Origin of the sequence: Saccharibacillus sp. WB 17, from assembly GCF_008634075.2 — a bacterium.
GTDB classification, from domain to species: domain Bacteria; phylum Bacillota; class Bacilli; order Paenibacillales; family Paenibacillaceae; genus Saccharibacillus; species Saccharibacillus brassicae.
Genome location: NZ_VPFK02000015.1, coordinates 86,924 through 110,557, shown reverse-complemented (window position 1 = coordinate 110,557; position 23,634 = coordinate 86,924). Strand labels below are relative to the sequence as shown.

The following is a 23,634-nucleotide window of genomic DNA, read 5'->3' as shown; positions in this document are numbered from 1 at the left end:
GAACGGCAGGAAAAAGCAAGGCGGCATAGAATCTAAAACGAAGGCGAGACTGATCGATTTTATGACATCCCAGCAGGACGGAAGTGAACCCATGAACGCAAACCCGGCGATACGCCGTCAACTGACGCTTTACACCCTTTCCGTCTTTCTTGTCGTGCTTGCGTGCGAAGCGATCGAACTCTTTTTCTATTCTTCGGGACTTGATAACCGGTGGGCTCCCGCTCTGACCCTGCTCACCGTCTGCTTCTCGGTCACGGCGTGCCTGACCGTCTATTTTCATGCCACGCCGCTGTTCGACCGCCGAATCGGAAGCTACAGCAAACGCATGGTCAAGCTGATGGGAGCGGCAGGCTCGATCGAGCTGCTGTACCTGCTGACGAACTTATACCATTTTATGCAAGGATCGGGAGGTAACCGTATCGGCACCGAATGGCTGCTGTCGCTGGCCGCTCTCGTCTATACGGTCGGCCTCGTGCTGCTGTTCGCCCTGCCCAACCGTCCGGAGAGGGTGCCGGGACGCCTGCTCTATTTCGGGCTTCCGCTCTCGACGCTTGCGCTGGCGGGCCTGCTGTTCTTCGTGCGCGCGGAACTGCCCGCCGCGCAGTGGGCCGGGGTGGAATCGGCGCTGACGATCGCCGCGCTCGGAGCCGCCGTGCTTGCGGCCGGCCACTTGTTCCTGCGCTACCGGCGCAGACGCATCGCGGCGATCTGGGTCGCGGTCCAATCGCTGGGCTTCGTCGCGGTCGCCCAGGTGCTGCTGCTTCAATCCGGCAGCGCGGCCGGCATTCCGCTGCTGATCGCTTCCGCGCTGCATGCGCTGGCGTACGGATTCCTCGTCAGCCGCGGACTTCGCCTGGCGATCGCCGAACCGCTGCGCGAGCGGCGCGAAGCGGAAGAACGCATCGAATTTTTGGCGTATAACGACGACCTGACAGGCCTGCCGAACCGCAGAAGCCTGCATGCGAAGCTGAATGTCCGCCTCGAAGAAGCCTATATCGGCAAGACCGCGTTGATGGTGCTCAATATCAACCGTTTCAAGACGATCAACGATTCGCTCGGTTACGAGGCGGGAGACCGCCTGCTCGGTATCGTCTCCGAGACGCTCCAGAACCGGCTCGAAGGCCCCGAAGAAGTGTTCCGCACGGGCGGCGACGAATTTGCGGTCGTCATGCCGGAGAGCGGGGGCGACGAAGCGATGCGGCGCGCCTACGCGCTGCTGGAAGAGTTCGAACGTCCGGTCAACGTGGGCGGCATGGAACATTACGTGGCGTTGTCCGCGGGCATCGCCGTGTATCCGGAAGACGGGCATGCCGCCGACGGACTGCTGCAGAGCGCCGACGCGGCTGTCCATCTGGCGAAGGAACAGGGGGCGGAAGTCAAACGTTTCTCCAAAGGAATGACGACGATTGCCCGGGAAAAGCTTATTTTGGAAAGCGATCTGCGCAAAGGGCTCGAACGCGGCGAATTTTTCCTCGAATACCAGCCCAAAATGTCGGTCGAAAACGGCGGCATCCTGGGGATGGAAGCGCTGGTGCGATGGAATCATCCGCTGCGCGGACCGGTGCCGCCGGGCGAATTCATTCCGCTTGCCGAAGAAAGCGGCCTGATCGTGCCTCTCGGCGAATGGGTGCTGCACGAAGCGTGCCGGCAGAACAAAGCGTGGCAGGACAAAGGCTACGAGCCACTCTGCATGTCGATCAATTTGTCGATCCGCCAATTCCGCCAACCGCGGCTGGCCGAGCAGATCGGGCATATGCTCGATACGATCGGTCTTGACCCGCAGTATGTGGAGCTTGAGATTACCGAGAGCATGACCGTGGACAAAGACGCCGCGTTCGAACAGCTCAAACGGTTCAAGCAGTTGGGTGTGCATATCAGTATCGACGATTTCGGTACGGGCTACAGTTCGCTGCATTATTTGAAAAACATGCCGATCGACCGTCTGAAAATCGACCGGTCGTTCGTCAGCGAAGTAATGAGCGGCGAGAGTGACGCGGCGATCGTCTCGACGATCGCGTCGATGGCGCATCACCTCAAGCTCAAAGTGACGGCCGAAGGCGTGGAGAACGAGGAGCAGCTCGCGTTTCTGCGCACCCAGCGCTGCCATGAAGCGCAGGGATTCCTGTTCAGCCGTCCGGTGCCGGCCGCCCGGTTCGAAGACTTGTTTTTGCGGCAGGAGAAGCTGGGCTAAGCAGCGGATTCCCGGCCCGCCCGGCTGTCCTTTATTGCCGGTTCTTTGGCCGCAATTTGCGGCCGAAATTGTTTTTCGTAAAAAGTGCTTGCAATGTTTCTGTGGGCATGGTATATTATTTCTTGTCCCCAAGAGGACACATCAATAAAAAGTACTACACAATGTCGGGACGTAGCTCAGCTTGGTAGAGCACCTGCTTTGGGAGCAGGGGGTCGCATGTTCAAATCGTGTCGTCCCGACCATTCTTTTTTTCAATAAATTTCATACATATGCGGGTGTAGTTCAATGGTAGAACTCCAGCCTTCCAAGCTGGTAGCGTGGGTTCGATTCCCATCACCCGCTTAAATCAGGAAGCCCTTTGCGGGCTTCTTTTTTTGCGTTCCGACACTTTCGCCGCCTTATCGCTTTGAAGGTCAACGATCCTGCGCCCCGGATTGCGCATACACAAACACCCGCCGGTATCTTTCCGGCGGGTGTTGCGTTGTCTCTATACGGTTCCAATCGTCGGTTCAAAATCCGTGTCAGGAAGCCTCGGCTTCCGAGACGCGCACACCGAGCACCGTCTGTTCGCCGGCCGTTACGGAGCCGCCCGCATACGTCTCGACGTCCAGCACGCGCTCCATGCCGTCCGGCACGAGCACCGGCGTGATCGGCGAGAGACCTGCCGCCTGAATAACGTCCAGATCGAATTCGAGCAGCAGTTGGCCTGCCGCGACGCGCTCTCCGCCCTGAGCATGGACAGTGAATCCGTCTCCCTTGAGCGACACTGTATTGATGCCGACATGGATCAGCAGCTGCGTGCCGTTGTCGTGCTCGAGAATAAGAGCATGTTTGCTTTTGCCCATCACGTGGGCGACGGTGCAGTCGAACGGCGCGTGTACCCGGCCTTCGGACGGGACGATCGCGATGCCGCGGCCCATATGGCCTTCGGAGAATGCCGGATCGGGCACGTCCGTCAACGCTACGACGCGTCCGCTGATCGGCGCTTTGACCGGCAGCAGGGACGAAGCCGTTTCGACGCCCGGAACTGCGGCGCTCATCGCTCCCGGAACGTGATCCGGCGCTTTGGCATACGCAGCGGCCGCTGCCACAGGAGCCGAAGCAGCCGAGACCGGGGAACTGCCCGGAACTGCCGCCGGCTCGTCTTTGTAGCCGAACAGCCAGGTCAGCGCAAAAGCGACGGCCGCTCCGACCAGATTGCACAGGATGTACATCGGCAGTTGGTCGTTCAGATACAGCAGGGCGCCCGGAATGACGGTCACCGCCATGCCCGTGCCCGCCAGATGCAGCAGCGAGGCGAGGAAGCCGCCGGCCGCGCCGCCGATCAAGCCCATAACGAACGGCTTCATGTAGCGCAGGTTGACGCCGAAGATCGCCGGTTCGGTAATGCCGAGAAAAGCGGACAGCGAAGACGGCAGCGCCAGCGCTTTGAGCTTGGCGTTTTTGGTCTTCAGGCCGACGGCGAGGCAGGCCGCGCCTTGAGCCGCCATCGCGCAGGTGATGATCGCGTTGAACGGATTGGCTCCGGTCTGCTCCAGCAGTTGGATCTCCAGGAAGTTGAAGATGTGATGCACGCCGGTAACGACGACAATCTGATGGAAAAAGCCGATCAGCAGGCCCGCGATGCCAAAAGGCAGGTCAAGCAGGTACGTCGTGCCGTGCAGGACGACGTTTTCCAGCGAGTGGAACACCGGTCCGATTGCGAACAGTCCAAGCGTGATCATGACGAGCAGCGTCACGAACGGCGTCAGGATGAGATCAAGCGCTTCGGGCACTCTTTTGCGCAAAAACTTCTCGAACTTCGCGCCGAGCAGGCCGACGAAAAATGCCGGCAGCACGGAACCCTGATAACCGACGACCGGGATGAAGCCGAACATCGTCAGCGCTTCGGCGCTGCCGTCGGCGACGGCATAGGCGTTCGGCAGCGCCGGATTGACGAGCATCAGGCCGAGCACGATCCCGAGCACGGGACTGCCGCCGAAGACGCGGAACGCGGACCAGGCGACGAGCGCCGGCAGGAACGCGAACGCCGTGTCGGTCAGCACCTGCGTGAACAGCAGGAAATTCGGCGGGATGCTGCCCGGAGTCAGGCCGAACCACGACAGGACCAAATCCTGCGTCAGCAGGCCGCGCAGACCCATGAACAGACCGGTCGCGACGAGCACGGGAATGATCGGGACGAAGACGTCGCCGAACGTGCGGATCGCGCGCTGGAACGCGTTGCCCTGCTTTTTGCCTTCGCTTTTGATCTCTTCCTTGGACGTGCTGTCGATACCGAGCCGTTCGACCTCTTCGAAAATCCGGTTGACGGTGCCGGTTCCGAAGATGATCTGGTATTGGCCGGAGTTGAAAAAGGCGCCTTTGACTTTATCCGTGTTTTCGATCCGGTTCTGGTCGATCTTGTCTTTGTCACGGACCATGATGCGCAGCCGGGTCGCGCAGTGCGCGAACGAGGCGATATTTTCTTTGCCGCCGATAGCTTCGACGACTTCGCGGGCGATGTCGCGGTTTTCGGACATGGGATTCATTCCTTTCCGGATAGGGGGTGAACAGGCTGCGATTGCATAAGCGCCTCGATTGCGGCGCGTTCGGGCAGGGCGGAGATCGCGCCTTTGCTCGTGGTCGTCAGCGCTCCGCTCGCATTGGCGAAGCGAAGCATTTGATCATGGTGCCGATCAAGCAGCGCCGTCAGGTTCGACGGATTGGCGCCGCGCTCCAGCAGGTGCAGCAGCAGGCCGCCGACGAAAGCGTCGCCCGCGCCGGTCGTGTCCCGGGCGTCGACCGCGAAGCCGGGAGAAGCGTAACGGCCGGCTGCCGTATGCAGCTGCGCTCCGCCGGGGCCGCGCGTGTAGACGACCGCCTGCACGTCGCCGCGAAATAGCGAAGCGATCGCAGTCTCTTCGTCTTCGATGCCGGTGATGAACGTCAATTCTTCGTCCGAGATTTTGACCAGATGCGCGGTCGGCAAAAATTCCAAAATGGCGCGGCGGCAGTCTTCGGGGTCTGTCCACAGCGGAAGCCGGACGTTGGGATCGAAGCTGATCAATCCGCCTGATGCTTTGACGGCGCGAATGGCTTTGCGGTGCGCCTGCTTCATCGGACTTTCGACGAGATCGACCGAGCCGAAATGCAGGATGTCGCCGGCTTCGAACAGCTGCGCGTCGATCTCGCTCTCCGACAGCAGCAGATCGGCGGACGGATTCCGGTAGAAGGAAAAGTCCCGTTCGCCGTTCGCTTGGAGCGAGACGAACGCAAGTCCCGTATTCGCTTCGCTCGTGCGGCGAATATGCCGCGTGTCCACGCCGGCCTGCCGCAGCGCGTCCAGCAGGAAATCGCCGAACGCGTCGGTGCCGAGCTTGGTCAGGACGGCGGCGGAAGCGCCGTATTTGGCCGCCGCTGCCGCCACGTTCGCGGGCGCGCCGCCCGGCGCTCGTTCGAATGCGGTTACGTCTTTGAGCGCGCAGCCTGTTTGCAGCGGAATGAAATCGATCAGCACTTCGCCGATCGCGTACAGCCGGCTCATGGTCTCACCTGCCCGTAGTCGGCCAGGCCGGCCGGCAGCCCGCGCGGAATCGCGCCTTCGCCGTACGGCCAGTACGACCCTTCGAAGGCCGCGCCGCCTCCGTCCGCGAAGAACGCGATACCGGTGCTGGCGGAATCGGGGAAGAGGCGGGCGGTGAACACTTCTTCGCCGTCGTTCACGAAGATTTCGACGGAAGACGTATCGACGAACAAGCGGAATTCGACATCCTGCCTGCCGACTGCGGCGTCCAGCGTCCAGCTGCGCGTCGCTTCGTAGTCGATACCGAGCGGCACGCCGGAGCGTGACCGGTCAAGCGTGACCGTACCGCTTCCCGCGTCGTACGTCAGCACCGTGCGTTCTTCGGCGCCGGTGCGGAATTCGACGCCGAACCGGCCGTCTCCAATCCCGGGAAGTTCGCGATCGGTTGATCGGTTGGCGGAAGATTCGCCATCTTCAGCCCCGCCGTCGGCCAAGTCCGACCGCTGCGCAGCAGGCGCTATGCGGACCTGCAGCTCGTAGGAGCGGCCTTCGATTCCATCGAAGCTGCGGCGTCCGTCGGCCCAGGCGGCGGAGAAAGAGCGCTCCTCGCCGCGCAGCAGCCGAAGTCCGGCTGCCGGCCGCTGAATCAGCCGGCCGCCGCGCAGCGACAGCTCTCTCGGCAGCGTCAGGCAGTGCGCCCAGCCGAGATCGTCGGTCGGATAATCAAGATCCGGCAGCCCCATCCAGCCGACAAGCAGGCGCTGCCCGTCCGGTCCCGCCGTCGTCTGCGGCGCATAGAAGTCGAAGCCGCGGTCAAGTTCCGCGAACGCCCCGTGCCGGAATGTACCGTCCGCCGTATTCAGAGGTTCGCCGAGCAGATAGCCCGACTGGTAAATGTTGCGGAAGCGTTCGCCGTCCCGCTCCACGCCCTGCGGGCAGAGCAGCAGCACGCCGGTGCCGTCCAGCTCGAAATAATCCGGGCATTCCCACATGTAGCCGAAATTCGGCAGCGAAGTCCGGATTTCGCCCGCAAAATTCCAGTCCAGCAGGTCCGGCGAGCGGTACAGCACCGCGGCGCCGGTCAGATCGCTGCGCTGCGCGCCGATGACGCACAGATAGGCGTCGCCTTCGCGCCACACTTTGGGATCGCGGAAATGATCCGTATAACCGGCCGGAACATCCGCAATGACCGGAAGTTCCGTTTTGGCGATCGTTCCGTCTTCGTCCATCACGGCCAGGCATTGGTACGGCCGGCGGACCCAATCCGCGTCGCGCGTATTGCCGGTGTACATCAGGTACAGCCGGCCGTCTTTTTCGATCGCGCTGCCGGAGTAGGCGCCGTGCGAATCATAGAGGCCGCCCGGTTCCAGGCCGATTCCGGCGTCGGTCCAACGGGCCAGGTCGGAGGAGACGACATGATACCAATATTTCATGCCGTGCTCCGTGCCGAGCGGGAACCATTGGTAGAACAGATGGTATTGGCCGTTGTAATAAGCGAAGCCGTTCGGATCGTTCAGCAGGCCCGCGTGCGGCTGGATATGGTACGTCTGCCGCCAGGCGCAGTCCGCGGCCCGTTCGGCCAGCCGTTCCAGTTCGCCGGCTTCCGCTTGGCGCAGCAGCCGGTATTTTTGTGCTCTCGTCATATGCATAAGAGTAAGGCTTCCTCCTTATTTATTTTTTAGGAACCGGTTCCGTTTTGTTTTAAAAAAAGAGAGCAGACAAGAAAAAGAAAAGAAGGAACCGGTTCCAAAACAGGATGCGAAAAATTTCGCCTCTCGGCAGACCGGTCCGTTCCTGCGCCGGGACGCTGCCCGAACGCATGACTGGAACCGGTTCCGATTGCATTATACCGAAGGCTTATTCAAATTGTCAACGCTTTCTCGGGCCAGCAGCTCGACGTCCAGCACCGTCAGGCGTTCCACTTCTTCGCCGGCGGTCAGCTTCAGCATGCTGCGCGCCGCAAGCTTGCCGGCTTCGTAGTACGGGAACCGGACGGTCGTCAATTCCGGGTTGATGATCGCCGTGACCTCATAACCGCCGAAGCCGGTAATCGATAGCTGCGACGGGATCGACAATCCCCGCAGATGCGCCGTTTTGACGACGCCGAGCGCAAGATTGTCGGTAGCGCAGACGATCAGCGAAGGCGCGCTTTCGTCGAGAATCCTTTCGGCCGCGAGGCGCGCGTCCCCGATAGCGAAGCTGCTCTCGTAGTACGAAATGTCGCAGTCTGCGCAGTCTGCCGCCGCGGCCCGGAAACCTTCTTTGCGCCGCCGCCCGACCGCTTCGTCGTCTTCGGTCACGCCGAGGTAGGCGATGCGGCGATGCCCCATGCCGAGCACATGGCGTCCCATCAGCAGGCCGGCCCTGTAATCGTCGTACACGAGGCTGTGCAGCCGGTCGCTGCCCTGGCCGACGAGCAGCACCGGAATGCCTGCCGCTTCGGCCGCAAGCAGATGCTCGTCCGTCACCTGCGCCGGCATCAAGATGATGCCGGCCACTTTTTGCCGGGCCAGATCCTGCATCGCTTCGATCTCCCGCTGCGGGTCCTGTCCCGCGTTGTAGACAAGCATCCGTCCGCCGGCCGTCCGCAGTTCTTCGTCGATGCCGGTCATCGTCTGCGCGGCCGCGAACGAGTCGAGCCGGGGCACGATGGTGCCGATCAGGTTGGTCCGTTTCGCTTTGAGGCTCTGGGCGAACGTGTTGGGCACGTACCCGGCTTCCCGGGTAATGCGTTCGAGCTTCTGCTTCGTTTTGGCGCTGACGGAGCCGCCGTTCAGGTAACGGGAGACCGTGCTTTTGGCGACGCCCGCCATCTGCGCGATATCCGAGATGTTTTTGGTCATGTCCGCTCATTCCTCTCGCTTTCGCTATGTCGATTTTACCACGTTCACACAATATTTGCCGTTGCGGGGTGTTAAAACGGGATAGAAATGCCGATAAAAGAAAAGCAGAGCTTTTTGTCCGGGATTTATTTGAGACCAAAGGCCCAATCGGAGAAACGGGGAGTGTTCGATCATGGAAGACCGCATGCACGGGAAAAGGGAAGCCCGCAGCGCAAATCGTATCCACAAGCGAATCGAGAAAAGAATCGTCGGCGGAGTCCGGATCGGTATCGCGCTGATCGCGGGTATCGGCCTGCTCGTTTATTTGGCTTTTATCGCCGGCGTCCTGCTGCTCGCGGGCAAGGGATTGCAGACGGTCTGGGGATTCATTTTCGGCTGACCGGGTAAAAAAGGTTGTCACCGCTTCGAAGTTTTGTTAGACTGGCGGTGTTCCATCATTCTGTAGAATTCGAGAGGTACACCCTATACGATGAAGTATACAACGCATGTCCTTATCTAACCCGGCATATTCGCTTGTTCGCGGCACACGGTCTTCTTACCGTGTATTTGACTGCGAACGAACAGCGGATCACGACAGGCGGACGTTCAAACGTTCGGCTGCGGCAGGAGTGAGAGAGGGATGCGTGCGTCTTCCGTCGGAAGTGTGCCTCTTTTTGCGTACCGTTTTCCGGTATTTTCCGGTGTTTTGCCGACGGTGTGCCTCACTTCCGTGGTCCTGCGCAGGTTTCCGATCAATCATCGATTCTCCGAGTCCGCAGCGGCGTTTGCCGTCACGCGGACTTTTTTTATTCGGAGAGGATGATTTTTTTATGCGTACATGGATGATTGCCAAACAATTGACCAAAGAATGGAACGGACGGACGCTGTTCGAAAAAGTGGATCTGGAAGTGACGGAAGGCGAGCGGCTGGCGCTGTTCGGGCGAAACGGCTGCGGCAAAACGACGCTGCTGCGCATACTGGCCGGCATGGAGCAGGCGACGGAAGGCAGTGTGGAGCGGCTTCTGCCGCTTGAAGAATGGGGCATGATGAAGCAGCACGAAGACGTGCCGGCCGATACGACAGCGCTCGAACGGGCGTATCTGGAGCATGGTCGCCTGCATGCGCTCAAGCGCAAGCTGGATCGTCTGACGCAACACATGGGCGGCTCCGGCGAACAGGCGCAGCAGGCGCTGGAAGCGTATGGCCCCGCGCTCGAAGCGTACGAAGCGGAAGGCGGATTCCAGTGGGAAAACGAAGTGGAAAAGCAGCTGCAGCGGATCGGCATGCCCAAACCGAGTTGGAACCTGCCGTATGTGTCGCTCAGCGGCGGCCAGAAAACACGGGTGCGCCTGGCCGCGCTGCTGGCAAAATCGCCCAAGCTGCTCATTCTCGACGAGCCGACCAACCATCTGGACGAAGAGAGCCTGCATTGGCTCGAAGAACAGCTGCGCAGCTATGCGGGTACGCTGCTGTTCGTCTCGCACGACCGGCAGTTTATCGACGAGGTGGCGACCGCCGTCTGCGAGCTGAACCCGGACGGCATCGTGAAATACCGGGGCGGCTACACCGAGTACCAGAGCCACAAGGAACGCGAACTGCGCGAACACGAAGCGCTGCACAAAAAGCAGGAGCAGCAGCGCAAAGCGCTCGAAGAGTCAATCCGCAATTACCAGCAGTGGTTCCTGCAGGCGCATAACGCCGCATCGCACCAAAACGAAGTCAAAATTACGCAGAGCTATTACAAAGCCAAAGCCAAAAAGAACGTTTCGCGCTATCACGCCAAGCAGAAGCAGCTGGAGCGGCTCGATGCCGAAAGCGTCGGCAGCGTGCGCCGGGCGCCCAGGCTGAACATGAAGCTTGAAGACGAAGGCTTCGAAGCGCGCACGCTGCTGCGCTTCGAGCATGTGGACTTTGCTTACGAAGGCCGGGATATTTTGCGGCAGATCCATCTGCGGCTGAATCGCGGCGACCGCCTGGCGGTGCGCGGCCCGAACGGAAGCGGGAAGACGACGCTGCTGCGTCTGGCTACCGGCCGGCTTGAGCCGACAAGCGGCCGCGTCGCGCTGCATCCGAACGTCAAGATCGGCTATTTCTCGCAGGAGCTGGAAGGGCTGCCGACCGGGCAGACGCTGCTCGACAGCCTGCTGGAACTGCCGAACATGACGCAGACGCAGGCCCGCACGTTGTTGGGATGCTTCCTGTTTCCGCGCGAAGACGCGTTCAAGCGGATCGGCGAGCTCAGCATGGGCGAGAAGTGCCGGGCGGCGTTTATCCGGCTCTACTTCGGAGGGTCGAACCTGCTCGTGCTCGACGAGCCGAACAATTATCTCGATATCGAGACGCGCGAGGTGATGGAGTCGGCGCTTATGCGCTACGAAGGCGCGCTGCTGCTCGTCTCGCACGACCGGATGCTGGTGCGCCGGGCGGCGAACCGGATCGCGGAGCTGGACGGGCAGGGCAGCTTCACGCTGTTCGAAGGCAGTCTCGACGAACGGGAAGAAGACCTGAAGCGGGCGGAGCGTCATCCCGGCGGCCGCGAAGACAACGAGCGGCGCCTGATGCTGGAGCTGAAGCTTGCGCAGCTGCTGCGCGGCGAAGCGGACAGCCGGGCGGACAGCGAGAAGCGCAGACCGGAGAGCGGCGCGCTGCCGGAGGCGTTCTCGGACGAAGCGTTGAGCGAGATTCGCGAAGTGAAGCAGGAGCTTGCGGCGCTGTCGCATTTTGCGGACAGAACGTAGCCGTTTTCGCCGCGGTGGAAATTCGCATTGACGCAGCCGGAAGCTTTTTAGTAGAATATATGTGTATAACATACAACATTTAATTCAAACATATCTTTTGCCGCGATGATGGAGAAGAGTAAGCGCCGACGCCGAACAGGGAGAAAATGCCGTGGATTGAGAGCATTTTCGCGACAACGCCGACGCCGAAGTTCGCTCCGGAGCCGCTGTCTGAACCGGGCGCCCTGCGCTTCGCACTAGGACAGCCGGGTCGACGACCCGTTATCTTCGTCTCCGAGAGAAGTCGGCCGCTGCGGCCGCGAGTTTCCCGATAGCCGGTATCCGGCGGGAGAACTTCTGAATTAGGGTGGTAACGCGATCTTTTCGTCCCTTGGGGCGGGAAGATCTTTTTGTTTTTCGGGCCTTTTTTTGGCAAAAAAGATCACGATCGAATACTTCCCTTGGCGGGAAAGGAGTCTGCGGACGATGAGAGAACGTTTGGAACAATTGAAAGCCGAAGCGCTTGAGGAACTTCAAAGCGTGGCGGACGCGAAGCAGCTCGACGAACTGCGCGTCAAATACCAGGGCAAAAAAGGCAAATTGACCGAGATTCTGCGCGGCATGGGCGGACTGTCCGCCGAAGAACGTCCGGTTATCGGGCAGTTGGCGAACGAAGTGCGCGACGCGATCGACGCGGCCGTAAGTGCGCACAGCGAGCGGTTCGAACGCGAAGAAACGGAGCGCCGCCTGGCGTCCGAGACGATCGACGTCACGCTGCCGGGACGCAAGCTGCCGCGCGGCGCGGCGCATCCGCTGAACCGGATCATCGAAGAGATCGAACAGATCTTCATCGGCATGGGCTACCAGATCTCCGAAGGTCCGGAAGTCGAGACCGACTACCACAACTTCGAAGCGCTGAATCTGCCCAAAGACCATCCGGCGCGCGATATGCAGGATTCCTTCTATATAACGGAAGATTTGCTGATGCGCACGCACACGTCCCCGGTCCAGGTGCGCACGATGCAGAAGATGGACGGCGAAGTGCCAGTCAAGATCATCTGCCCGGGCAAAGTGTACCGCCGCGACGACGACGACGCGACCCATTCGTTCCAGTTCCATCAGATCGAAGGGCTCGTCATTGGCAAAAACATCCGTATGAGCGACCTCAAAGGCACGCTGCTGCGGCTTATGCAGGAGCTGTTCGGCAGCGATACGCAGATCCGCATGCGCCCGAGCTTTTTCCCGTTCACCGAACCGAGTGCGGAAGTAGACGTCAGCTACCGGAAAAAAGGTGCGGAAAATACGGGCTGGCTCGAAGTGCTCGGCTGCGGCATGGTGCATCCGCGCGTGCTGGAGATGAGCGGTTACGATCCGGAGCAGTACAGCGGATTTGCGTTCGGCATGGGCGCCGAACGTCTCGCGATGCTCAAATACGGCATCGACGATATCCGTCATTTCTACAATAACGACGAACGGTTCCTGAACCAGTTCGCCCGTCAATAGAAGCGTAAACGCAGGTCCATATCAGAAAAGAAGGAAGTGAGCGGGCAGTGAAAGTATCGACGCAGTGGTTATCCGAATACGTAAGCATCGAAGGCGTGACGCCTGAACAATTGGCAGAGAAAATTACGCGCTCCGGCATCGAGATCGACGAGATCGAGCAGCGCAATCAAGGGGTGCAGGGCGTAGTCGTAGGCTATGTCAAGCATAAGGAAAAACATCCCGACGCCGACAAGCTGAACGTCTGCACCGTCGACGCCGGAACGGGCGAAGATTTGCAGATCGTCTGCGGCGCGAAAAATATCGATGCGGGCCAAAAAGTGCCGGTCGCGGTCGTGGGCGCGGTTCTGCCGGGCAACTTCAAAATCAAAAACGCCAAGCTGCGCGGCGTCGCTTCGCAGGGCATGATCTGCTCGGCCAGCGAGCTTGGCATGAACGACAAGCTGCTGCCGAAAGACCAGCAGGAAGGCATCCTCGTGCTGCCGGAAGGCACCGAGATCGGTCTGCCGATCACGCAGGTGCTCGGTCTTGACGACGCGGTGCTGGAATTCGACCTCACGCCGAACCGTTCCGACTGCCTCAGCATGATCGGCGCGGCTTACGAGACGGCGGCCATTTTGGGCCGTGAAGTGAAGCTGCCGGCGATCGATCTGATCGAGACGGGCGGTCCGGCTTCGGGCAAAGTAAGCGTTACGGTCGAGAACGGCGAACTGAGCCCGCATTACGCGATCCGCTACATTTCGGGCGTTCAGATCGGCCCTTCGCCGCAGTGGATGCAGAACCGGCTGATGGCCGCGGGCATTCGTCCGACGAACAACGTCGTCGATATTACGAACTACGTCATGCTGGAATGCGGGCAGCCGCTGCACGCGTTCGACGCGGACAAGCTCGGGCCGGAGATCGGCGTGCGTTCGGCACGCGAAGGCGAAACGCTGACGACGCTCGACGGTCAGGAGCGCAAGCTCGATCCGTCGATGCTGCTTATTACAGGCGGCGACCGCCCGGCGGCGCTTGCCGGCGTTATGGGCGGAGCCGAGACGGAAGTGACGGCTTCGACGGTCAATATCGCGCTGGAATCGGCGCGCTTCGCCGGTTCCTCCGTCCGCAAAACGTCGAGAAAGCTCGGCCTGCGCTCGGAAGCGAGCCTGCGATTTGAAAAAGAAGTCGATCCGTCGGCCGTGATCGCGGCGCTCGACCGGGCGGCCCTGCTGCTGTCGCGCCATGCGGGCGGAGCCGTGCTGCACGGCATCGTGGAGAGCAAAAGCGGAGCGGTGACGGAGCAAAAGCTGTCGCTGTCGCTGCCGAAGCTGAACGCGTACCTCGGCACGGACATTTCGATGCTGGAAGTGAAAGCGATCTTCGCGCGCCTGAACTTCAAATGCGCCGACAGCGCGCAGGGCGTGCTGGACGTGCAGGTGCCGACGCGCCGCGGCGATATTACGCGCGACGTCGACCTGATCGAAGAAGTGGCGCGGATTCACGGCTACGACAATATTCCGTCGACGGTCATCGAAGGACCGACGACGCCGGGCGCGTATACGAAGTCGCAATCGGTGCGCCGCGCGGTACGCCGCACGCTGACCCACGGCGGCTTCCATGAAGCGGTGACGTATTCGTTCACCCGCCCGGAGAACACGCAGCGCTTCACCGCGTTCTCGGCCGGCAGCCATGCCGTGCCGCTGGCGATGCCGATGAGCGAAGACCGCAGCGTGCTGCGCACGACGCTGGTTCCGCTGCTGCTGGAAGCGGCGCAGTACAACCGCAATCGCAAAAACGCCGATCTGTCGCTGTTCGAAGTCGGCACCGTGTTCCACGGCAGCGAGCAAAAAGCGACAAAGCAGCCGACCGAGCTGACCATGCTGGCTCTGCTTATGGCCGGCAGTAGCACGGATGAGACCGTGGGCGCCGCAGCGCGCAAAGTCGATTTCTTCGATCTCAAAGGCGCTGTGGAGAGCGTACTCGGCGAACTGGGCCTGCAGGTCGAATTCCGCGCCGATTCGCCGGACGGATTCCATCCGGGCCGTTCCGCGTCGCTGTATCTGGTGTCCGCACCGGACAAGCGCGTCGGCGTATTGGGCCAGCTGCATCCGCAGCTGCAGCGCGATTACGATCTCGACGACACGTACGCGGCCGAGATTTGCCTCGACGACCTGTACGCGGCAGCGGCGCCGGAGATCGAATACCGCGATCTGCCGCGCTATCCGTCCGCGCAGCGCGATATCGCCGTCGTCGTCGACCTCACCGTCGAAGCTTCTTCGCTGATCGCGGCCGTCCGCGATTCGGCGGGCGAACTGCTGCAGGACGTGCGCGTGTTCGACGTGTATACGGGAGACCGCGTCGCGGCCGACAAAAAAAGCGTCGCTCTGGCTTTGACGTACCAGCACGGGGAACGTACGCTGACGGACGAAGAAGTGGCGGCCGCCCAGCATAATGTCGTGACGGCGCTGGAACAAACTTTTGCAGCCGAATTGAGAAAGTAAGCAGTCTCCGGCAGGAGAAGGACAAAACCGCATCGAATTCTTCTAGGAATACGGTCCGCCGCGGACCTGCGTCCTGAAGAGGGATGCGGTTTTTGTCCGTCGGTACCGAAAAACGCGGCCCGGCCGCGGCCTTACAGCAACTTTCGGGCGGCGAAGGCGTCATAACCCGATAGGTGGACTTTCGCCGGCGAGCGGACTCGGCAGTCTCCACCCGGAGCATGGCGGCCGCCGCGATCGTCCCGATCCATTTACCCTACACAACCGACAGGCGACTGAACGCCTGCGCGGCGGCATGTTGCCGACGCGCCATATAAGAAAATGTTGGACGTCAACACAATTTAAAACACGGAGAGGAGCGGGCGGATATGGCTGAACGAAAAACAGTCAGCGTAGAGATTTACGGAACGTCCTATAAAATTTTCGGCAGCAGCCAGGAGTATGTGAAGCGTGTCGCCCATCTGGTCGACGAGCGCATGAGCGCGATCGCGGCCGGCCATCCGAGGCTCGATACGGTGCGCATCGCCGTGCTCGCCGCGGTCAATATGGCCGAGACGAACATCATGAACCAGGACTTGCAGGAGCGTCTTGACGAGTCTCTGTCGCGCGCCGATCGCCTGGAGACCGAGACGGCGCAACTGCGCGAACGGACGGCGGAGCAGGCTTCGGCCGAAGAAGCGCTGCGCGCCGAGAACGCCAAGCTTGCGGAAGCGGACCGGGAATTGGCGACTCGCCGCGAAGAACTGCGCAAAGCGAACGCCGAACTGGAACGGCTGAACGGACAGAAGCGGCAGCTCGAGAGCAAATTGGCCGAAGCGGAGAAAAGCGGCAGCGCGTCGCGCGACGCGCTGCAAAAAGCGGGCCGCGATCTCTCGGCGGAACGCGCGGCCAAGGAAGGGCTGTCCGGCGAACTCGAAACGGCCCGTCTGGAACTTCGCCAGGGCGAAGAAGCGCTGGCCCACAGCCGCGAACGGGCGGGAGCGTTCGAACAGGAACTCGAAGAACTGCGCGCCCGCCTGGCGGAGAGCGAGTCGAAGCGTGAAGAACTGGAACTCGAACTCGGCCTGCTGCGCGAAGAAGAGTCCCGCCTGAACGAGCTGAGCGCCGGGCTGGAAGCCCGCGTCTCGGAGCTGCAAGCGGCCGGCGAACGCGCGGCCGAGGAGATTGCTGCGCTCGGCGCGGAGCTGTCCGCGCGGCAAGAAGCCGAAGCCCGGCTGCGGAGCGAAGGCGAGGCGGCTGCGCTGCGCGCCGGGGAACTGGAAGCAGGCCTGCGCGCGCTGACGGAAGTCCGCCAGCAGCTGGAGACGAGAGTCGGCGAGCTGGAAGACGGCGAGACGATCTGGAGCGAAGAACATGCGCGCCTGGAATCGGAACTCGGCGAGACGCGCGTGCGCGAGCAAGAACTGTCCGAGCGGTACGAAGAAGCGCGCGGGCAGCTCGAAGAGCTGCGCGGACGGGAAGCTTCGGAGCAGGCGCGCCGCGGCGAACTGGAAGCGGAGCTTGCGGATGCGCGGCAGACGGAACAGGATCTGCGCAAAGAGCGCGAGCGGCTGCGCGAAGCGATGGACGTTCAGCGCCAGGAACGCGAAGCGCTCGAACGCCGCGCGGCCGAATTGGCGGAAGCCGAAGCGGCCCTCGCTTCGGAGAACGCGGCGCTGGCCTCTGAACTCGAAGCGTGGACGCAGCGCGAACGGTCCTGGCAGGCGGAGAAAGACACGTTCGAATCGCTGCTTGAGGAAGCGGAAGCTTCCCGCGGCGAACTGAACCGGGCGATCGAAGAACGCCAGGCGGAGACGGTTCGTCTCGGCGGCGAACTGGAGACGCTCGGCGAAGGCAAGCAGCGGCTGGAACTCGAACTCCAGACCGTATCGGCGGACAAAGAACGTCTGGAGCGGGAGTTGGAAGGGTTGTCCGGGGATCGGGACCGGTTGGCCGGCGAGTTGTCGACCCTCGGCGAGAGCCGATCGCGGCTGCAGCAGGAATTGGAAGCCGCGTCGGGCGAACAAGCCCGGCTGCGGAACGAACTCTCGGCCGCGGCGTCGGATCGACTGCGTCTGGAAGAAGAACTGCGTTCGGTTCAAGAGCAGAAGCAGCGTCTGGAAGAGCGGTTTGAAGCGGCGCAAGCGGACACTGTCCGCTTCGAGACCGAGCAAGAGTCGCTGCGCGGCGACAAGCGGGATCTGGAAGAACGTCTGGAGCGGCTGACGGCCGAAAAGGATACGCTGGAACAAGAATGGATGTCGCTGAGCGAAGAGAAAGATCGTCTGAACGGCGAATGGACGTCGGCGAGCGGCGAACGCGACCGTCTGGCGCAGGAGCTGGCCTCGCTGAACGGCGAGAAGTCCGGCCTTGAAGCCGAACTGCGCAGCGCGCAGGACCGGATTGTCTCGCTGGACGAAGAGCGAGCCGCCCTGAATGGACGGCTTGCGCAATATGGGGAAGCCGAAGCGGCGTGGGAACTTCGCCGCCAGGAACTGGAACAAGCGGCGGAAGAACGCGACGCCCGGATCGCCGCATCGGAACTCCGGCTCGGCGAGCTGGAAGCCGCGGGCCGCGAACTGGAACAAGTCCGCGTCCGCCTGGAAGAGCGCGTGCGCGAGCTGGGCGAAAGCGAGGAGTATCTGACCGGCGAAGCGGTTCGCCTGGAAGAGGAAGTGACCGGGCTTGTCGGGCGCGAGCGCGCGCTGCAAAGCGAGATGCGCGAGCGCGAGGCGGCGGCGGAGAGCCTGCGGTCGCGCATCGCGGAGCTCGAAAGCGAGCGCGGAACGCTGCAGGAGCAGCTTCGCGGCGAGCGGGAAAATGCCGCGTCGCTGGACGCGGCCCGAACCGAACTGGAAGCCGGCCTTGCGGCGGCGCGGCAGGAGCGCGAAGCGCTGCTTGCGGACAAGCAGTCCCTGTCCGCGGACCTTGCGGCCGAGCGCGAACAAGGCGCGCGGCAGGCGGAAGCCGAAGCGGCGCTGACGCTGCAGTTGGCGGCGCTGGCCGAGCGCGAAGCCGCGCTTGCGGACGAGAAGCGTGCGCTTGAAGCCGAATCGGAAGCGGCCCGTGCGGAAGCCGGGCGTCTTGCCGGGAGCAGGGAGCGCCTCGAAGACGAGCTGCGCGGCGCAAACGACCGGATCGGCGAGCTTGACGCTCAGCGGGAAGCGCTGGAAGCCCGCCTGGAAGCGCGCAGCCGCGAACTGGAAGAGACGACGGCGCGTCTGGAGAGCCGCGTCGGCGAACTGGGCGCAAGCGAAGACGCGCTGACCGAAGAAGTGCTGCTGCTCGAAGAAGCAAAAGGCGGCCTCGAAGCGAAGCTGGCCGAAGCCGGCCGTTCGCTCGAAGCGCTGGAGCAGGCGCAGCGGGATTCGGCTGCGCAGTTGGACGAGCTGCGCGGACAAGCGGGCGAACTTGCGGCCGAGCGCGATACGCTCGCCGAACGCCTCGGCGAAGCCGGGCAGCGCGAGCGGGAGCTTGCGGCCGAGCGCGCAAGCGTGCAGGCGGAGCTTGAACGCGTGCGCGGCGAGCACGATTCCGCGGTGCGCCGCGGCGGCGAGCTGTCCGGCGAACTGGACGGGCTGCGCAGCCATCTGGCCGGGCTTGAGCAGCGCCTGGCACAGATGTCCGGGGAACTGGACCGGTACGCGCAGCTTGAAAGCGAGTGGACAGAAGAACGGCTGCATCAAGAGCGCCTGACGGGCGATCTGGAAGAGCAGGTCGGCCGCCTGCGCGAGCAGAAGGAAGAACTGGAACGCGGGCTCGAAGCGCTGAGCGCCGGGCAAGCGGAGCGGGCGCGGGAATACGCGCGGCTGGAGAACGAACTGGCCGCTTCCGGCGAACGGGAACGTTCCGCGGAACGCCGGGAAAGCGACCTTGAAGCGCAGCTTGCGCAGGCGCGCCGCGCGGCGGACCAGCTGAACGAACGCGCCGGCGGTCTGGAAGCGCGGATCGGCGGATTGGAAGCCGAGCTGGAACAAGCGCGGCTCGCCGGAAGCGAAGCGGCCGAAGCGCTGGAACAAGCGCGGCGGGAAGCCGAGAGTCTGGGCGAAGCCGAAGCGCAGTGGCAGACGGAACGCGAACGGCTGTCTTCCCGCGTGGCGGAATTCGGCGGTCGCGAAGCGTCGTGGCGTATCGAGACGGCGCGCCAGCGCCGCGAACTGGAAGAAGCCGGCGAACGCGAACGGTCGCTCGTCAAGCAGAAGAACGCCGCGGAGCGCAAGCTGGAAGAAACAGTCGTACGCGCTCTTCAAGCTTCCGGCGAACAGGAGCGGCTGCAGGAAGAACTGCGTACGCTGCGGGAGAGCGGCCGGGAACTCGAAGCGCGCAGCGCCCGGCTGAATGCCGAACTGGAACAGCTGAGAGCAAGCCGCGGCGGCTGGGCCGAAGAAAAGGCCGAACTGGAACGGCAATTGTCCGCCGCCCGGTCAGACGACCGGATGCCAGAGAGCCATGCGCCAGACATTCAGGCGCAAAGCGGGCAGGAACCGCCGGATGCCGCCGCCCGGCAAAACGAATTGAGGCAGGTGACGGAGCAGTATGAAGTTCTTTCCCATCAGCTCCGCATTCTTCATGTCGAACGGGAAATGGAGAAAGAAAAGCGTGAAGAGGCCGACCGGGAACATGCCAAGCTGCAGCAGGAGTACGCGGCGCTGCAAAAAGAGTACAACGAATGGATGGAAATGCTGGAACACGAGCAGCGGTAAGGTGAGCCATGGGTAACGTGGACCGGCTGAACCGGCAGATTCTGAACGCTTACTGGATCGTGGCGGCGATGGTATTCGTCGTCGAACTGTCGTATTTCCTGACCGGCAACGGCGGCGAAGGCCGGGCCGATCTGGTCTCGCTGACGGTGGGCAGCCTGCTCGTGGTCACGGTCGCGGCGCTGGGCGAACTGCTGCACGCGTCGTTTCGCCGGTACGGCCGGCAGATCGTCGCCGGGGTCAGCCTGACGATGGCCTACATCAATTATTTGAATCTGGGCCTGTACACGGAAAACGCGCCCGGCATCCTGCTGATCTTCCCGATGTTCGTGCCGCTCATTTATTTTGACGGGAAGCTGCTGAATTTGTTCGGCATCGCGAACATCGCGCTGTACGCCGCCTTTTATTTTATCGTCGAGCGTGCGGTCTACGGCCGGGAGATCGAACATTTTCTGCTCATGGAATTCATGCTGGCGGCAGCGCTGCTGCTTGGCCGCACCGTTCTGGTCCGCGCGATCGAAATCGGGCGGCAGGTCGAGCATTTGACCAAATCGCAGCAGGACCTGCTTGTCGATAATGCGGTCTCACAGCGCCTGATCAAGACCGATGCGCTGACGCAGCTCTACAATCACCAGACGTTCTACGAATATCTCGAAGACCTGGTCGACCAGTGCAAGCGCAACGGGCTGCAGATTCAGGTAGCCGTGCTCGATATCGACAATTTCAAAAAGATCAACGACACGTACGGGCATCTGATCGGCGATCTGGTGCTCAAGGAAGTGTCGATCCGTATTCGGATGACCATTTCGCCGAATGACTTTGCCGCCCGCTACGGCGGCGAGGAGTTCGCGGTCATTTTCACGGAGAAAACGCTCGAAGAGTCGGCCGCTTACGCCGAACGTATCCGCGAAGCGGTGCAGGGCGCCAATTACTCCTACATGGGCAACCATCCGGTTACGATCAGCGTCGGGTTGAGCGAATGCCTGCCCGACGATACGCCGGAGAGCCTGTTCGGCAAAGCCGACGCGGCGCTGTACCGTGCCAAACGGTCCGGCAAAAACCGGGTCGAAAAGTACGACGCAAGCCGGGATACGGTCTCCCGGCGCGAATAGAACATCCGGCCCGGCGCCGCCGCTTGCGGAGGCGATACGCAGGAAGCCGGTCCGTTTCCGCCAAGCCTTTTCGAACATCCGGCCGATCCGGCCGGGTTCGGGAAGGCTTTTTGGGCGGAGCGGGCTTTGCGGCAGCGGGAGAGCGGCTGCGCCGGATCGGCGATATACATGGTTTCCGGGGCCGTAATCCGGTATAATTAAGGGACGGGGTGCCTGCAGGGCCTCCAGAACCGATAAGGAGTTGTCACGTTCTTGAACGATAAAATATTCGAAATTTTACAATATGCGAACATCTCGAACGCGCTGGCCGATCAGGCGCAGACGTCGCTCGGCAAAGAAGCGGCGCGCGCGCTGAAGCCCGATACCGACCTGTCGTCGGTGCAGAAGCTGCTTCAGGCCACGCACGAAGCGTTCCACGTCGATCGCCTGAAAGGCTCGCCGCCGTTCGGCGGCATCGTCGATATCCGTCCGGCCGTGCAGCGCGCGCGGATCGGCGGCATGCTGAATCCGCACGAGCTGCTCGGCATCGCGACGACGCTGTACGGCTCGCGCCGCCTGCGCCGGTTTATCCAGACGCTGCACGAAGAGCATCCGGTCGAACTGCTCGACGGCCTGGCCGAGCTGATCTCCGATCAGAAAGAGCTGGAGCGCCTGATCAATTCGTGCATCGGCGATTCGGCCGAAGTGCTGGATTCGGCCAGCCCGACGCTTGCGGCCGTCCGGCGCGAACTGCGCGGGGGCGAATCCCGCATCCGCGAGAAGCTGGAATCGATGATCCGTTCGTCGAGCGTCTCCAAGATGCTTCAGGACCAGCTCATCACGATTCGCGGCGACCGCTTCGTTATCCCGGTCAAGTCCGAATACCGCTCGCACTTCGGCGGCATCGTGCACGACCAATCGAGTTCCGGCGCGACGATGTTTATCGAGCCGGAAGCGATCGTGGCGATGAACAACAAGCTGCGCGAGACGAAGCTGCGCGAGACGCGCGAAGTCGAGATCATTTTGCAGAAGCTGACCGCCGCGGTCGGCGAACAGGCGGAATTGATCGCGTACGACGTCGACGTACTGGCCCAGCTCGACTTCATTTTCGCAAAAGGCCGTCTGGCCCACCGCATGAAAGCGACCGAGCCGACCGTCAACGACCGCGGGTATTTGCGTATCCGCAAAGGGCGCCATCCGCTGATCGATCCCAAACATGTCGTGCCGCTCGACGTCGAGCTCGGCGGGGAATTTTCCAGCATCATCGTGACCGGCCCGAACACGGGCGGCAAGACGGTCACGCTCAAGACGATCGGCCTGCTCAGCCTGATGGCGATGTCCGGTCTGTTCGTACCGGCCGACGAAGGCTGCGAACTGTGCGTGTTCGACGCGATCTACGCGGACATCGGCGACGAGCAGAGCATCGAGCAGAGCCTGAGTACATTTTCCAGCCATATGACGAACATCATTCGCATCCTGAAAGACATGACGCCGAAAAGTCTCGTCCTGCTCGATGAAGTGGGCGCGGGCACGGACCCGGCGGAAGGTTCGGCGCTTGCGATCGCCATCCTCGAATATATCCACCAGTTCAACTGCCGCATGGTCGCGACGACCCACTACAGCGAACTCAAAGCGTACGCGTACGAGCGCGACGGCGTTATCAACGCCAGTATGGAGTTCGACGTGGCGACGCTGAGCCCGACCTACCGGCTGCTTGTCGGCGTGCCGGGACGAAGCAACGCGTTTGCCATCGCCGAGCGCCTCGGCCTGCCGGGCAAAATTCTTAGCTTCGCCCGCGGCGAAGTGAAGGAAGAAGATCTGCGCGTCGAGAACATGATCAGCGCGCTGGAAGAGAACCGGATCGGAGCCGAAGCCGAGCGCGAAGAAGCCGAACGGCTGCGCCGCGAGATCGAAGAGCTGCGGACGCGGCAGGAACGCGAATTGGAGAAGCAGGAATCCCAGCGCGACGCGAGACTCGAGAAAGCCGAGAACGAAGCGCGCGACATTATCGCCAAAGCCCGCAAGGAAGCCGACGAAGTCGTGTCCGAACTGCGCCGCCTGGCGATGGAAGAAGGCGCCTCGGTCAAGGAACACAAGCTGATCGCGGCCCGCCGCCAGCTGGACGAAGCCGAACCGGCCGCCCGCGTCAAGAAGAGCAAAAAGCCGTCCGGCGCCCAAGTGTCGCAGAAGATCGAACCGGGCGACGAAGTGATTTTGGCGAACCTTGGCCAGCGCGGCCACGTGATCGAACTGGACGGCAAGGAAGCGATGGTCCAGCTCGGCATCATGAAGATGAAAGTGGCGCTGTCTTCGCTGGAGAAAGTGCAAAGCGCTCCGGTCACGGCGCCCAAGCAGAAGCCGGTGACGGCGGTCAAGCGCACGAAGGACGACAGCACCCGCTCCGAGCTCGATCTGCGCGGCGCGAACCTGGAAGAAGCGCTGATGGAAGCCGACCGCTTTATCGACGAAGCGTTTCTGTCGAACCTCGGCCAGGTGTATCTGATTCACGGCAAAGGCACGGGCGTGCTGCGCACCGGCATCCAGGAACATCTGCGCCGGCACAAACTGGTCAAGTCGTACCGGCTCGGCAATTATGGCGAGGGCGGCAACGGCGTCACCGTAGCCGAGCTCAAGTAACGGACAGGGCGGAGGCGG

12 protein-coding genes and 2 tRNA genes are annotated in these 23,634 nt (G+C 62.1%); 10 read left to right on the top strand and 4 right to left on the bottom strand.

What is annotated here, in order from left to right; all coding sequences use genetic code 11:
- The first annotated feature begins 91 nt into the window (after positions 1 to 91).
- The 3 genes from FTE24_RS07765 (at position 92) to FTE24_RS07755 (ending at position 2,533) form a co-directional block, all read left to right on the top strand.
- Positions 92 to 2,191, top strand: a complete 2,100-nt coding sequence (locus FTE24_RS07765) for a putative bifunctional diguanylate cyclase/phosphodiesterase (RefSeq protein ID WP_150231456.1) — start codon at positions 92 to 94, stop codon at positions 2,189 to 2,191.
- A 165-nt stretch (positions 2,192 to 2,356) separates the two neighbouring features.
- A tRNA-Pro gene (locus FTE24_RS07760) sits at positions 2,357 to 2,433 on the top strand.
- Between the two features lie 29 nt (positions 2,434 to 2,462).
- Positions 2,463 to 2,533: transfer RNA gene (locus FTE24_RS07755), tRNA-Gly, on the top strand.
- Positions 2,534 to 2,712: 179 nt separating this feature from the next.
- Here the strand turns inward: FTE24_RS07755 and FTE24_RS07750 are convergent.
- The 4 genes from FTE24_RS07750 to FTE24_RS07735 all read right to left on the bottom strand — a co-directional run bounded on the left by FTE24_RS07750 (position 2,713) and on the right by FTE24_RS07735 (position 8,536).
- Complete coding sequence (locus tag FTE24_RS07750) at positions 2,713 to 4,710, bottom strand: sucrose-specific PTS transporter subunit IIBC (protein ID WP_150231454.1); 1,998 nt, start codon at positions 4,708 to 4,710, stop codon at positions 2,713 to 2,715.
- Positions 4,711 to 4,715: 5 nt separating this feature from the next.
- On the bottom strand, positions 4,716 to 5,714 hold the full coding sequence (locus FTE24_RS07745; protein ID WP_150231452.1) for a carbohydrate kinase family protein: 999 nt from the start codon (positions 5,712 to 5,714) through the stop codon (positions 4,716 to 4,718).
- Entirely contained in the window at positions 5,711 to 7,342 is a 1,632-nt protein-coding gene (locus FTE24_RS07740) for a glycoside hydrolase family 32 protein (RefSeq protein WP_150231450.1), read from the bottom strand. Before FTE24_RS07740 ends, FTE24_RS07745 begins: the two co-directional genes overlap by 4 nt.
- Before the next feature lie 195 nt (positions 7,343 to 7,537).
- On the bottom strand, positions 7,538 to 8,536 hold the full coding sequence (locus tag FTE24_RS07735; RefSeq protein WP_150231448.1) for a LacI family DNA-binding transcriptional regulator: 999 nt from the start codon (positions 8,534 to 8,536) through the stop codon (positions 7,538 to 7,540).
- A 172-nt stretch (positions 8,537 to 8,708) separates the two neighbouring features.
- Here FTE24_RS07735 and FTE24_RS07730 point away from each other — a divergent pair, with 172 nt between their 5' ends.
- The 7 genes from FTE24_RS07730 to FTE24_RS07700 all read left to right on the top strand — a co-directional run bounded on the left by FTE24_RS07730 (position 8,709) and on the right by FTE24_RS07700 (position 23,616).
- A complete protein-coding gene (locus FTE24_RS07730; RefSeq protein ID WP_150231447.1) occupies positions 8,709 to 8,915 on the top strand; it encodes a hypothetical protein in 207 nt (68 codons plus the stop codon).
- A 430-nt stretch (positions 8,916 to 9,345) separates the two neighbouring features.
- On the top strand, positions 9,346 to 11,253 hold the full coding sequence (gene abc-f, locus FTE24_RS07725; RefSeq protein ID WP_150231444.1) for a ribosomal protection-like ABC-F family protein: 1,908 nt from the start codon (positions 9,346 to 9,348) through the stop codon (positions 11,251 to 11,253).
- Between the two features lie 465 nt (positions 11,254 to 11,718).
- Positions 11,719 to 12,735 carry a phenylalanine--tRNA ligase subunit alpha gene (gene pheS / locus FTE24_RS07720; protein ID WP_150231442.1) on the top strand — a complete coding sequence of 339 codons (1,017 nt, stop codon included), beginning with the start codon at positions 11,719 to 11,721 and terminating at the stop codon, positions 12,733 to 12,735.
- Between the two features lie 47 nt (positions 12,736 to 12,782).
- Entirely contained in the window at positions 12,783 to 15,212 is a 2,430-nt protein-coding gene (gene pheT / locus FTE24_RS07715; protein WP_150231440.1) for a phenylalanine--tRNA ligase subunit beta, read from the top strand.
- A 365-nt stretch (positions 15,213 to 15,577) separates the two neighbouring features.
- A complete protein-coding gene (gene zapA / locus FTE24_RS07710) occupies positions 15,578 to 19,891 on the top strand; it encodes a cell division protein ZapA (protein WP_150231439.1) in 4,314 nt (1,437 codons plus the stop codon).
- Between the two features lie 8 nt (positions 19,892 to 19,899).
- On the top strand, positions 19,900 to 21,000 hold the full coding sequence (locus tag FTE24_RS07705) for a GGDEF domain-containing protein (RefSeq protein ID WP_150231437.1): 1,101 nt from the start codon (positions 19,900 to 19,902) through the stop codon (positions 20,998 to 21,000).
- Between the two features lie 252 nt (positions 21,001 to 21,252).
- The gene (locus FTE24_RS07700; protein ID WP_150231435.1) at positions 21,253 to 23,616 is read left to right on the top strand and encodes an endonuclease MutS2; all 2,364 of its coding nucleotides are present in this window, start codon (positions 21,253 to 21,255) and stop codon (positions 23,614 to 23,616) included.
- Positions 23,617 to 23,634: the final 18 nt, after the last annotated feature.